Annotated in this window: 12 protein-coding genes; 5 read left to right on the plus strand and 7 right to left on the minus strand. The window is 61.3% G+C overall.

Annotated elements, in window-relative coordinates:
• Positions 1-9 precede the first annotated feature (9 nt).
• From MBR110_RS30325 to MBR110_RS30335, 3 genes are all read left to right on the plus strand, one after another.
• Positions 10-2,214: a hypothetical protein gene (locus MBR110_RS30325; protein ID WP_181710017.1), complete on the plus strand. Its 2,205-nt coding sequence runs from the start codon at positions 10-12 to the stop codon at positions 2,212-2,214.
• A 190-nt stretch (positions 2,215-2,404) separates the two neighbouring features.
• Positions 2,405-2,650 (plus strand): hypothetical protein, encoded by a 246-nt coding sequence (locus tag MBR110_RS30330; protein WP_181710018.1) that lies wholly within the window; start codon positions 2,405-2,407, stop codon positions 2,648-2,650.
• 40 nt (positions 2,651-2,690) lie between these two features.
• Positions 2,691-3,398: a hypothetical protein gene (locus MBR110_RS30335; protein WP_181710019.1), complete on the plus strand. Its 708-nt coding sequence runs from the start codon at positions 2,691-2,693 to the stop codon at positions 3,396-3,398.
• 163 nt (positions 3,399-3,561) lie between these two features.
• Here the strand turns inward: MBR110_RS30335 and MBR110_RS30340 are convergent, their stop codons facing one another.
• Entirely contained in the window at positions 3,562-5,229 is a 1,668-nt protein-coding gene (locus MBR110_RS30340) for a DUF4403 family protein (RefSeq protein WP_181710020.1), read from the minus strand.
• A 366-nt stretch (positions 5,230-5,595) separates the two neighbouring features.
• Here MBR110_RS30340 and MBR110_RS30345 point away from each other — a divergent pair, with 366 nt between their 5' ends.
• Both MBR110_RS30345 and MBR110_RS30350 read left to right on the plus strand, forming a co-directional pair.
• Positions 5,596-5,832: a hypothetical protein gene (locus tag MBR110_RS30345; protein ID WP_181710021.1), complete on the plus strand. Its 237-nt coding sequence runs from the start codon at positions 5,596-5,598 to the stop codon at positions 5,830-5,832.
• A 481-nt stretch (positions 5,833-6,313) separates the two neighbouring features.
• A complete protein-coding gene (locus MBR110_RS30350) occupies positions 6,314-6,574 on the plus strand; it encodes a hypothetical protein (protein WP_181710022.1) in 261 nt (86 codons plus the stop codon).
• Positions 6,575-6,689: 115 nt separating this feature from the next.
• On the opposite strand, the gene MBR110_RS30355 is transcribed toward MBR110_RS30350, so the two are convergent.
• The 6 genes from MBR110_RS30355 to csf5 form a co-directional block, all read right to left on the minus strand.
• Positions 6,690-7,151: a hypothetical protein gene (locus MBR110_RS30355; protein WP_181710023.1), complete on the minus strand. Its 462-nt coding sequence runs from the start codon at positions 7,149-7,151 to the stop codon at positions 6,690-6,692.
• A 1,694-nt stretch (positions 7,152-8,845) separates the two neighbouring features.
• The gene (locus MBR110_RS32675; protein WP_408913057.1) at positions 8,846-9,349 is read right to left on the minus strand and encodes a hypothetical protein; all 504 of its coding nucleotides are present in this window, start codon (positions 9,347-9,349) and stop codon (positions 8,846-8,848) included.
• Positions 9,350-9,898: 549 nt separating this feature from the next.
• Complete coding sequence (gene csf3 / locus MBR110_RS30360) at positions 9,899-10,618, minus strand: type IV CRISPR-associated protein Csf3 (RefSeq protein WP_258570045.1); 720 nt, start codon at positions 10,616-10,618, stop codon at positions 9,899-9,901.
• Positions 10,619-10,620: 2 nt separating this feature from the next.
• The gene (gene csf2 / locus MBR110_RS30365) at positions 10,621-11,736 is read right to left on the minus strand and encodes a type IV CRISPR-associated protein Csf2 (protein WP_181710024.1); all 1,116 of its coding nucleotides are present in this window, start codon (positions 11,734-11,736) and stop codon (positions 10,621-10,623) included.
• Between the two features lie 37 nt (positions 11,737-11,773).
• A complete protein-coding gene (gene csf1, locus MBR110_RS30370; RefSeq protein WP_408913058.1) occupies positions 11,774-12,538 on the minus strand; it encodes a type IV CRISPR-associated protein Csf1 in 765 nt (254 codons plus the stop codon).
• Positions 12,535-13,260 (minus strand): type IV CRISPR-associated endonuclease Csf5, encoded by a 726-nt coding sequence (csf5, locus tag MBR110_RS30375; RefSeq protein ID WP_181710026.1) that lies wholly within the window; start codon positions 13,258-13,260, stop codon positions 12,535-12,537. The genes csf1 and csf5 overlap by 4 nt, the downstream gene beginning before the upstream one ends.
• Positions 13,261-13,330: the final 70 nt, after the last annotated feature.

Genomic DNA, 13,330 nt, shown 5'->3' on the forward strand with positions numbered 1-13,330 from the left:
GAATTGACGATGGAAAACGCAGTTGCAATTTCCGGCCTTTCAGATCGCGTCGTCGCGTGTGTCGGGTCGGCGGGACTCGCCTTCAGCGGATTACTCTCGGATACGGTCATGACGCTGGCAGAGCATCGTGCCGTTTTTGACACGATCGTCGACGGCGAGATCGCAGCCGACACGATCAAACATGCCTTCGAGCGGCTCGTACGAGACCGCGACTCAGTGAAGGCCGAGCTGCGCAAGATGACGGTCAAGGAACTCGAAAAGATCGCCCGGCCGAACTGGCGCGGCCAGCGCAAAGACATGTTGGTGTCCAGCGCGTTCAGTGAAATGCTCTACGAGTATGCCTTCATCGGAGCCGCGGGCGGTTGCATATCGATCTCGGGATATACCGAGGACGACCGGATTGCCGGCCTACGCGGCCAGGTCGTGAAACTGACGGATGTTGATGTCGCCGCCTGTCGGGAGCGGCATCTCGCCGCTCGTGAGGCGCAGCGGGCCCGCCTGCAGCAAGTCGTCGACGCGATCAAGGATCCGCAAACGCTCGAAGACTTCGCAACGTACATTCGCTATAAGGGCGCGGCCAGCTTGACACCGGAGCAGATCGCCCGCCGCGATGCGCTGATTGCAGAGAAGCTGCGAGTCGAACGCGAGAACGATCGTGCGGCGCGCGGGACCGTCGAAGGCGTTGATGTCGGGACGGGCCTCCAAATCGTCGAAACGACTCACACGCGAGACAACTATCCGCTGTTCGTCGTGAGGCTGGATACCCGTGTCGACCGAGCGAAGTATGATGAGCTTCTTCAGGCGGCCAGGCGACTCGGTGGCTGGTACTCGAGTTTCGGCAAGAACGGCGCCGTGCCTGGATTTCAATTTCGCGAGAAGCCGGCGGCAGAACAGTTCATGGGCGTGGCCCAGGGGGAGGCTGCTGATATCTCGGGCCGGATAGCCGAACGCGACGCTCAAAAGAAAAACAATGCCGTATCGCGCCTGCGCGACCTGGCGGCGAACGTCGAGGATGCCGCACAAGAGAGCTTGACGAGGGACCGCCTAACCAACACCGCGCGGCGCGCGAAACATGCGTCGTATGCTGAGGCACAGGCCCGTACCTCAGCGGCGCTTGCGCGAATCATGGTGAACCTTGCAAATGCAATCGAAGCAGGGCAGGCGTACCACCTCGAGCACATTCGCGAAAAAACCCAGGTGCAACAGCTGATTGCGGCACTGCTGGCGGCGCGGCATCGCGAAATCAACACGACGTCCAGCAGCTACGCCGAAGAGCTCAAGCGCCGTGAGGAGCCGCTTGGCGAAGCGACGGTCAACTACGTCACCTTCCCCAAATACGTCGGATACATTGATGATCTGCCGCGCGTCGCCCGCGACCTTGAGAAGTTGAGCGGCCTGAAGCTCTTGGGCCGGCGGATCGCGAAGGTGGCGATCCAACACAAGGCCAACGAATCGGGTCGGGTTTTTTTGCATCCCGATCTCGCCGAAGCCTGCATCGAGAAATTGGGTAGCCGAGCCGGCAACTACCTCCCGTGGTACTGGCTCAACGCCTATGACGAGCGCAAACGTTACGCCAGGATGGAGATCAAAACCATCGAGCAGCTGCGTTGCGCGTGCCGGGAATTCCTTCAGCATTACATGGAACCCGACGCGCCGGATCGTGCGGTCGAGCTCGAGCGCGAACTCGTAGGCTGGGATGTCGGAATCGACTTCTTTCCGACGCCGATGAGTCTGGCGCGCCGCATGGTCGAAAAGGCCGGTATCCGGCACGGGATGAAGGTATGTGAGCCCCAGGCAGGCAATGGAAACATTGCGACGGCGATTCGCGAAGCAGGCGTCGAGCCCGATTGTGTCGAGATCGCGCAACCCCTACGTGCCGTCTTGGAGGCAAAACGCTTCAAGCTGATCGGATGGGACTTCCTCGACATCCAAGATGTTCAGTTCGATGCGATCGTGGCAAACCCGCCGTTCGGCCGCAATGCTGATATCGAGCATACCCGACATGCCTTTTCACTGCTTGCCGAGAAGGGCTGTCTCGTCACGGTGGTCGGGGAAGGTGCGTTCAGCCGCACGGGTGCGATCGAGACCGAGTTCCGGGCCTGGCTCGATGAAGTGGGGGCCGAGATCGAGATGTTGCCGCAGGGCACATTCATGGACCCATCGTTGCTCGCGACGACCGGCGCCAACGCGCGCCTCGTGACGATCTGCAGGTAATTTTTTAGACCTCTCGCCCCAATATCAAGCATCGCTTGAGTTGGGGCATTTTTCTTGTCTGCGAGCAGTGTCGCAAGTGTTCCCGCATGCGGGAGGTGGATGGTTTTCCACGGTCATCTTCCGTTCCGTCCGTGCAAGGGCATTTCCCACGTGCAATGCCTTTAAATCACTTTAACGGAGGATCAACGCAATGAATGAACCGAATCCAAAAATGGATGGCTCGTTGTTCGTAACGATGTCCAATGGCATTAAGACCCGCAGGCATCATCCCGATTGCCCAACGTGTGGTATGCCCCTGACAAGCCATTCCCCGAATGGCTTCGACGTCATCTACGAGTGCCCGGATCCACCTATGCACCATCGCCACATGATTCGCGGCATCACGGGCGAATACATCACCTTGCGGCCGCTGATCCTCGAGGCTGGTCCTCGGTAAGGCCGACAACCATCATTCACTTTTGAAGGAATCTTTGACCATGAATTCGCTTAACCAGTCCACGATACAGACTCTCCGTCTCGCACACGCATCGCTGGCAGACTGCTTGGCAATGATCCATGCGATCGACGCCAGCCAACTTGAATTGGTCCGGTCGGGAAGCGGCGGCGGCTTTCCCACTGCCGTACAGATTGCACTTGAGGCGATCCAATTGCTTCTCCCGTCGTCGGAGTCAGAAGCGAGTAAACCATCGGTGCCCAGCTGGGGTGACGCCATGCTGGAAGCCCGTGCTTTGAGCGATCTCGCCACGAACGCAATCAGATTGGTGGTCGACGCAGCGTTCGATTGCGGCGACCATCGGCCTGACGACGACCAGGAGTATGCAAGTGTGCTTGCGGCGAGCGAAAAGGCTGAGGATAATCTCCGCCGCCTGTTCGCACTCGCACTTGTGGCAAACACACGAGATGCCGAAGATTCATTCGGGAGGTTCGTCAACCTGTTGGATCCTGTAATGTTCGCGAGGCGCTACAAGGCAACCTGGGGAGCTGATTTTCGGGACCCGGGGACACGGATCGTCGGGGCCGATTTTTTTCGTCGTCGTGGCGGCTACAGCGATCTCGATATCTCCCGCGTGCTTAACATGCGAGTAGGGGAGAAGTGGATGGCTCCGGACTACCGCGACACCCATACCGTCGAGCGGCTCCCCGACTCGTCGATGCCAATCGACAGCAACATGGTCGGCGCGTAAGTGAGGTCCGCACGGCACGCAGCGCGCCGGTGCCGAGATTGTCGAGCACGCGCGACGCGCGGCAATGAGGCAGCATCGTCGACAGGGGGACTGCCCGACAACTGATCATGTAAGCCGGCAACTTGCCGGCTTTTTTCTTTCAGCACACAAATCGAGTCATCATCTACGACGGAAGCGCGTTGATCGCGAGCGAAAATGGCATCATTGCCATTGCGTTGACCACGAAGCCGGTGGGTCCGAGCACGATATTGTCGAGCTTCATGTCGATGCTCGGCGCGGTGATCGTGACACCCTTCACGGATGCGCTATTCACGCTGTGTAGAAGATCGTCCCGAGCCTTCTGAATCGACGAAGAAAGATCCACGGTCGAATGATCTCGCAGCACGGTCTTGATTCGGGCATCGAAGACACTCACGATCGCGTTCCAAAGCTGGTTGTCCAGGACAGCGGCATATCGGAAGTTGTCGATGTGAACGCTGGTACCGTCGCTCCCCGCGACGGGATCGCCGAGAAGGTAAACCCAACCACGTGTATTGAAAATGCGTCCGGGAATATTCGCCGTGACCCGCACACCCACAACGAGTGATTTCCCGCTCGGGTAGACGTTCACCTCATCAACGTGAAGCGACGCGCTGCCCGCCGCTGTATCCTTACTGAAGTCCTTCCCGACGATCTCTTTCGCGAGAATGTCGGTCAACATCGTGTAGGGCGCCGTGGCCTGAACATGCACGTCGAGATTGCTTTCGGACGATGGGTCAGCCTGCCCCAAAGCGGGAAGCGGGAGCGCGTCCGCGGAGGCCGGTGTTGGACCGACCGTGGTCTGCGCGGATACCTGGAGCACCATCTTGGCGGCATCATCCTCGGCCACGAGCGAGGAGACGGCAGCCGCCGTAGGTTTAATGTTCAGGAACACTTTGGCGTCGTCCGCGACCTGAATCGGAATCGAGATGGGAATCCACTTCGCCTGAACAGCAGCGCGGACTGTCTCACATGACAAGACCGCAGCGGCCGCCTCGCGGATCTTGTCGTGCTGCTGATCAATCGCCTTGTTGGCTGGCCCGGTCAGATCGACGTTGGCGGGGCCCGCGCATACCTGCGGGTGCCCGAGCGGGCCAAGGTCAATGCCGACACAGTTCTTTCCCACTGCCTCCACCTTCGCATCCGACACCCACCGGTCGGTGGGCGTGACGTCGATCTTCGGGCACCAGTTCTCGTCGAACGATGCTCGAATGTCACCGCCTGGTATCGCATGCGCCTCAAAGTTTTTCGCCGAGAGGCTTAGTACTTTCGCGAGGTCGCCCGTCACCCCTCCTTGTCCGCTCACCGCCAGTGGAATTGATACCCGGATCGCGTCGCCGGCGCGCCCGATTGATGGTTCGCCCTCGGGCTGGACGGTGGCGTGCCAATTGAAGTCGGCACACTGTTCCTTGGTCCCGACGGTAGGTCCTTCGACGGTCGGAACGTTCGTGCATTGCCGCTGCATCCCCGCGCCGCGCAAATCAACGTATGGCACGTCCATACACGCCTCCTTCGTGGTCACGCGGGGGCCAATGACGTACGGAACCTGGCCGCACTGCAGATGCTGGGAATCCGCGAGCTGTACCGGCTCGGACGCCTTCGCCTGAAGGGCGGTCTTGAGGATCGAGTACGGCAGTCGCGCGACTGCAGTTAGCTTTGTGTCCGCGGGCGGCGGCGGGGTGAAGATGGGTGCTTCTCGGGGCGGTTCTTGGAATATGGTTTCGTCCTTCGTGGCTTTATGACAGCCGGTCAGGATCAAGGTCAGTGAAGCCGCATAGAGCAACCCGGCAGTGCTTTTTCTGGATTTCAGCATGGTCCCCTCCTGGTCCCGATCCGGACACAAGGTAGCGTGTGGATAATTCTTTAGTGCACTGCCGCCAATTCTACTTCGAGGAAACCGCGCGCAATTGTCAAAATCCCCACCCGAAGCCGCCATGCCGACCGGTCCGCGGCCAGCGTATCGGGACCGTTTGCCTGCCTCCGATGACCTAACGGACGGCTCGCTGGCAGCGGCCCGACCAGTAGGTTGATACGGTGCGTGCAACCACTGTATTTGGCGTTTCTGCATTCTCAATCGTCGTGGCAGCATTCTTTCAAGGCGGTGCGAAATCTCGCGCGTCTCGCCGCCTCCGTATTTCTGCAATGTCCCGCGCCCAAAAACACGTCAGGAAAGCAAACCATGAAACTCACTCGAGCCGGCTGGATCCTTGTGCTTGCGCTGGGCTGCGTCACGGGTATTGCCAATGCCCACGCAGCCGGATGTCTAAAAGGCGCAATCGTGGGCGCTGCGGCTGGTCATATGGCGGGCCATCACGCGATCGTGGGAGCCGTTGCAGGATGCGCGATAGGAAAGCACTTGGCAAATCAACGCAAGCACGATAAGCCGCTGCAGCAAGGGGTAACACTGAATCACTGACGCAGCGCTGTGTACGAGGGGACGAGCGTCATGGAACATGCACCGTGCGTTGACCTTGATCTTACCGAGCAACTTGTCGGCCGCCTGACTGGACACATCGCGATGCCACCCGGGCTTGGAGCCGAGTTCTACCGGCACGAGTGGGAGGACGCGGTGCGCTGTATGGCGAATGCCTTGCAATGCGTTGGCCGACAGCCAACGCCAGATGCCATCCTCTGTACCATGTCGGACCCGGTTTGCGCACTTGCATTGCTCAACGCTTGCCTGGATGCGGCGCCGCGTTCGGACGACGCGCGTATGCTGCAGCTCTTACTGCATCGCTTTGTTCGGCGAGACTCGCACACGCTGGATGCTAGTAGGTTCAGGTCTATGTTTGCCCCGTTCGTGGCCCGCCATCGCGGCGGTGGCCCCACGATGCCATGCAGCTAAACGGGAAAGCACTGTGACGGGCAGTATGGTGCGAGAAGGGAAGGGATCCATAATGGCAATACTGAAGAAGAGTGCTTACCGGCTGGCCGGCTTGTTGCTCCTAGCGTTTTCCGCGGGAACTTGGGCGTGGATGCTCGGCCTTCTTGCGAATGTAGCCGGCATGCAGATGCTACCGGGTGTGGCAGGCCAGTGGGCAGCACCGGGTATTCTCGGATACCCAATGATCGTATCGATCATCGCGGCATTGATTGGCTTGCTCTTACTGATTGGAGTGCTTCCGCTGTCATCCGACGCGGACGATTCAAACGCATGAAGGGGTGAGCTGCGGCGCTGGGAAGCTGGTCGAGACCGCGATAACGAGAGCCGCGGTCGTATACATCGTTGCCCAACATTGGCGTCTCGTTGCCAAATCCCGATTGACGTCGTCATCAAGCGGTGTGCTGGTCACACTCTGCGGCTTTCGTGAGCATGTCGATCAGGTCGACCTGCCCGGGGGCAACGGCAGCGCCAGCGTGGGTTGAACGTGGACGCGGATGATCGGCCTTCCGAAGTGCGTGAGCGATCGCGCGGATGTCCTGCCAGATCACGTCGGCTTCGGAAGGTGAAAGGCTGTCAGCAGCGACGTCCAGCGCCTCAACCACTTCAGTCAGCGTCTTGTGCGCGTTCCGCACCACCGTACTTTGTCGGGCGTATTCGTCTCGCTTTCGTTCGGACACCAGCCATTGGTTGAGAGATTTTCGCTCGGATACGGTGAGTGTTGCGAGCAACGCCTCGCTCGGACCATCGGCTCGCCGGAAAGCGCCCAATACCATCTGACGTTGGCGCATTGTTCTTCGGTTAAGAACCTGGCGGATGAGTTTGATCGTTCGGGCCTTTTCACGAATCAGCACGACTTCACTCCGAGGAATCGAAATATCTATAGGATACCGTACTACATTAAGAGGCTCAAATTCTAGGGGGGCGACGTGCAGGCGCAAAATCGAAAACGCATGGTCACCGATTTCAGTGTGTTGACGCGTATTAGCCGGGACTCGATTTGACACGTGGTCGCGCCAGCACATACCTCAATCCCGGCTACGCGGGGGACTCTCGGCCGTATACCAGCCGCGCGTGCAGTCGTACCCGCAATCCCTGCTACACAGGGAACTCGTGTGCCATTCCACTTTCCCCTCATTGCAATCCCCGCATCGCGGGGAACACGGCAAGTTTGAGTCGGACCAACAACTTGCAGACCTGCAACCCCCACATCGCGGGGAACACTCATACATCGCGCTGATCAAGTCGATGGACTGCCTGCAATCCCCGCATCGCGAGGAACACTTCGATGGCTGGCCGGACGACCATTACGACCACCTGCAATCCCCGTTACGAGGGGGCTCTCGGCCAAATACTAGGCGTGCATGCAGTCGTGCCCGCAATCCCTGCTACGCAAGGAACTCGTGCGCCATTCCACTGCCCACTCCTATAATCCCCGCACGGCGGGGAACACGGCTGTTGTCTCAGCCACGGGAAAAGTATACGACTGCAATCCCCGCGTCGCGGGGAATACGTGAGTGGCAGACCATTGAACTTCTGATTGAACCTGCAATCCCCGCATCGCGGGGAACACTCAGCAGCGGACCCTTCAGTCCCGACGCCGTTCCTGCAACCCCCGCATCGCGGGGAACACTCGCTATCGTTGGCAGTTTCATGGAGACTCCTACTGCAACCCCCGCATCGCGGGGAACACGAGTCGGGCTCGGGGAAATCCTTCTTCCTCAACCTGCAACCCCCGCATCGCGGGGAACACTGCCGGCCTTAGCGTCCGGCGCGGCAGAGCCGCCAGCAACCCCCGCATCGCGGGGAACACGTCACCACCACGGTCGGCTTCATCTCCTTCCCCCTGCAACCCCCGCATCGCGGGGAACACCTGTTGGTACGCGTCACTCTGCAACGCCGCGGCCTGCAACCCCCGCATCGCGGGGAACACGATGCCGCACGAGTTGCGCGCGCAACTTTTCTACTGCAACCCCCGCATCGCGGGGAACACCTCAATCCTAGCCCTGCTTATCTGGTCGACATCCTGCAACCCCCGCATCGCGGCGAACCCCAGCGGGTAACGATCATCGACGAGCCTCAACTCCCGCAACCCCGGCATCGCGGGAACACCAATCCAGCGGAACGAGCTCGTCGACGACATTCTTGCAATCCCCGCATCGCGGGGAACACTCACCGGTGAGGACTACTCAGCCGCTTTGCATACCTGCAACCCCCGCATCGCGGGGAACACTCCAATTGACATGGAGAAATTTATGAAACTTCCCTGCAACCCCCGCATCGCGGGGCATACAGACTCGCGCTCGAAGTTGATTTCACCTCCCACTTGCAATCCCCGCATCGCGGGAAACACTCGTAGCGTTTTTCGTATCGAACTGGTCCCAAACTGCAACCCCCGCATCGCGGGGAACACCAGGACACGACACCGCCACCGTACGGACATTGCCTGCAACCCCCGCATCGCGGGGAACGCGAGCGATGTTCGATTTGGCTCGGGCCAGAATCCCTGCAACCCCCGCATCGCGGGGAACACGCAAGCTCATCCACATCAGGGCAGGGCGTCCACCTGCAACCCCCGCATCGCGGGGAACACACTTTGCGTGCGCGACCCTGAGTCACGTCGAACCTGCAACCCCCGCATCGCGGGGAACACGACCAGCTCGTCGTCAAGATTCAGGATATCGACCTGCAACCCCCGCATCGCGGGGAACACGCCCGCCTGCGAATACGTGCGCATGATGCTCTCCTGCAACCCCCGCATCGCGGGGAACACATCAGACTCGACATGAGCTGTGTTGCCGCTCCCCTGCAACCCCCGCATCGCGGGGAACACGCAGGCGCCCCCAGTTTTCGGACGAACGATCCCCTGCAACCCCCGCATCGCGGGGAACACGGAAGGTACTTGCCGAGCTTCGCTCGGGCCCCCCTGCAACCCCCGCATCGCGGGGAACACCGCATCATGAGCAAGAACGCACTCCGATACCCCCTGCAATCCCCGAATCGCGGGGAACACTTTGTTCTCACCGATCGCAAGCAGCGGGACGACCTTCAATCCCCGCATCGCGGGGAACACCGCAGGTCGCACTCGGCAGCGGTGAGAGGATTCCTGCAATCCCCGCGCCGCGGGGAACCCATGAGTTGGCTGTGGAAGTGGGCCATCTGGCTCCTGCAATCCCCGCGTCGCGGGGGAGACGCTCGATTGACCGATGCATCCGCGCGACCTCGTCGGACATCCTCGAATAGATTCGGCGCGCGATGTCGAGGCAACGCGCCGGATCCAGTCGAGCGGCGGCCTGCCGCAACGAGGCGGCGGGCGCCCCCGTGGCATGCCCGATGCATAGAGGCACACACCAGCTTCACCGGTCCATATCAGCAAGGTTTCCTCCAGCCCCCAGAGCGCAACTGCTGCGTGAGTGACCGTCGTGCCCGGCCCCAGCAACAGAGCCGTCGTCGCACCAACCGGAATGACCGTTCGCACGCCGTTACCGAGCGCGACGAGTGCATTCCCGTCTCGCTCGACTACATGTTGGTCGAGATACACCAGTGAAATCCGATCAGACATCGGGATCGGGAATGCAAGCTTGTTACGCATGGCCGTCGATCAGGTCAGCAATTCAGGAACGACATACGCGGCCACCCGGTTCTCGATCGCCCAGTACGGCGGCCTCGTAGCCATCTGCACGAGTTCGGCACCGTCGTGCGGCCACGGTAGGACGCGCCGTTTCCAGCGCTCGCCAGCCGTCGGATCCTGCTCGATGTGCAGGGTCCCGATGCGTCCATACCCCATCCGCCCCTTGCTGCCGAGATGAGTCACGTAGCCGGTTTCGGGCGCGAGCAGGTCAAGCAACCGATCCTCGTCACCGACACACCACGCCTGTACCTGCTCGATCTGGCGCACTGGAAAGAACTTGAACTGCTGCTTGAAGAGCCCCCGGACAGTGTCGACCTTGTAGGCATAGGGCTTGAGCGGGAAGCGATATCGTCCTTCGATCTGTCCGGCTTCGATCCGGTGTGCCATGTCATACGCGTCAGTCTTCCGTGTCCAGAACCGCATCGAGTGCGGCCCGGGGTCACCCACAGGCACGACAGCCGATGCCTTCCAGCACCACGCGTCACCGCGCGCCTCCCGCTCAAGTGGAAGAGGGGAGTCAGCCAGTTCCCGGACTGTCGCATCCCGCATGCCCGTGCCGGCGCCCGCAGTGCCGGTGGCGCGAATGGCTTCCTCGACGATCGCATACGCGATCAGCGCATCGAGATGAAGCGGGTGCGCGCCGGCCACCATCGGCGTCTCCAGCGTCCACGTCAGCCGCAGCGGGACCATGATCAGACTTCCTCATCAGCGGGTTGGCGTGCCACAAAGAAATCCATCATCTCCTCGGCGGAAAGCCGTTTCAACGCCTCAATCGCGGTTGCGGCGAAAGTCCCGGCAACCGCATCGGATAGCGTCGCCTCTGCGGCCGCCACATCGCTCGAGAACACCGGGTACGACTCGCCGTTGCGCTCAAGCGTCAGGCGCGCCCCGAACTGGCCCAGCCCTGCCCGAACCCAGCCGCCCAGCGCTTGCTCGCGCACGAGGGCCTGCAGCGCTAGCAGCATCAGGCCAACGTGCGCATCCGATGCGTCGTCAGAGAAGTCGAGCTGGAAGTACATGGGCGTCCCGCCGGCGATTGCCTGGATCGTCATCATGTTGCCGACGTCGGCCTTCTTCCGGACCTCAGCGCCCGAAATTTCCTTGTTCAGCGCCTTCTTCTTGTCGTCCTTGCGCTTGGAACGCCCCTCCAGCACGCCGGCCTGATAGTCCGCCACCGCTGCTTGTGCGTCATCGACGTACTTCTCGAGTTCGTCGGGGCGAAGCACGCGAATGACGTCATCGACCCGCAGCAGGTGGTGGACGACCAGCAGCTGATCTCCGCGTAGCGGCTCCGTGCCATCGAAACTCTTCGGCAGCCACGTCGTATCGGTTTCGTTGCCATACGCCCGCGGCACCGCGCCGCAGTCCATCGTCGATCCGATGATCGGCAGCAGGTCCGCCACGCGGAACCGCGACCGGAGGATCCGGGTACCGCCGCCGAACAATCCCATGTAGACGTTATCGCGCGCGCGCAGCACTTCCTCGATCGTCACGTCGTTCTCGGGCTTGCCACTGACCGCGCCGCAATTAAGCCCGGCGTAGAGTTCCAGCTTGATCTTCTTCGACACGGTGATGTGGTCGAGCACGATCGACGCGGCCTTGCGCCGAAGGCGCCCACGCAAGTCGTTGCCCGGAAAGTACGGCACACGTTCCATGCCCTTGCGCGTCAGGATACGTTGCTGCGCCGTCGGCGTGCCAGTATCGCTGACGCCACCATTCATCGACGCCTTCAGCGACTCGTCCGGGCTTGCGCAGTGGAGCGGGCGGCTCAGTTGGAAAACACCGGTAATGCGATTCGTGATCGTCATGTTCGTTCTCCTTTCAGGTTGCCGGTATCGGCGGGTCTCAGGCCTGCGCGGCCGGCGTGGGCAGTTTTCGGTCAGGGCGCTGCGGGTCGGCAACGTACAGGGTCGCCGTCAACCCCCAGAGTTCGCCGGGCGTCAGTGCGTGAATGATCGCGATGTCCCGCTTCACGTCCGGATCTTGTTCGGCCATCTCGTACAGGTCGCTGCGAAGCACGCCGTGTGCGGGATCGGCCAGATCGCGTGACAGGCGGACGAACGGATTCTTCAACGCGGCGCCCTTGGCCTTTCGGTTCGCCGTCGCAGCGGCGGCGAGTCGTTTCGCGGCCACGGTTCCTTCGACGAGGTGCGTGCGCCGGACGGTGAGCAGCAATTCACCGAATCGCACGGTGAATACCTCCCGAGATTCGTTGACGGGCGCGCGCCAGACCACGTGCTGACGCTTCTGGTCCGACTGCAGGAACAACCAGCGCCCGGCCGGCGGATTCGTCAGCCAGTACGCGATGTGTTCGTTGCTCGCGGCCGGAAATACACCTTCGCTGCAGATCACCGCCTTCGTGTAGCGCTGGGTGAAGTCGAGATTCCATGTGGCTGCGCACCACCCGCACATCACCCGCGAACCGGGCGCACGAAGCGCGCCGTAGTCCGTGAAGGACGAATCGGGTGCGAAAGGGCTGACGGGATCGCCGGCAGCGTGCACGTAGCCGCACATCGCACAGGATCCCGGTACGCGCGCCGACGTCGATGCGACGGGCTTGAGGCCGGCGGCCGATGCCGCGAGTTGTGACGGGCTGATCAGGGCGTTCATCCCGCAACCCTCCGCGGCTGTTTCTGCTCGCGAGCAAAGTTCACCGCGAGATTGGAAAGGTCGCGTCCGATACGGCCGTAACCGCGTGACGTGAGGTTGCCGGCAAACCAGATGCCGCCCAGATCGGCGTGAATCGTGAACGACATGTCGAGCAGGGTGACGAACTCGTTCGTCGGCCCGCTGACCGTGGTCAGGCGCAATCCGAGGTTGCGCTTGATCGACACATCGATGCCCAGCTGGTCGTCCGTCGGACAGTCGATCCCGTATCGCGTGGCCATGCGTTCGATGCCGGCTGTCAGTCTGCGTCGCGCCAGATCCTCGAGGTCGCCCTCGCGCGCTGACGGTGAGCGACGCTTCAGGACCATTTCGCGAATCCAGTACTGTTGGGGGTGATGGCGGGGCTTGAGGCCCAGCTCATGCTCCTCGACTTCGACCGGAGTATTGCGCCCCGTTAGACTGTTGGCGGCCGCGACTGCGCCGCCCATCACCTGATAGATGACACTTGTGTTGGCTTCGTCGGCGAGGATGCCGATCCAGCGCTTGCCGCCCACCACCCGCACGCCGGGCATCCCCGGCTCGGCCGAACGCAACTCGTTCGTGTGAAAGAGCGCGGACGGGAAGCCCCAGGTAGACGCCTCTTTCGCCAGCAGCTCTCGGTACCGCGACGGGTAGATCTGCGCCCCGTCCGGCAGGCCGATGCGCAACAACGTCTGCTTTCTCATCGAACTCTCCTGTATACATCGTTGGTCGAGTGTAGGTGCGTTTAACGCACCCTGCAACAACTATCGATAT

It is taken from the genome of Burkholderia sp. MBR-1 (assembly GCF_013822785.1).
Lineage (GTDB): Bacteria > Pseudomonadota > Gammaproteobacteria > Burkholderiales > Burkholderiaceae > Burkholderia > Burkholderia vietnamiensis.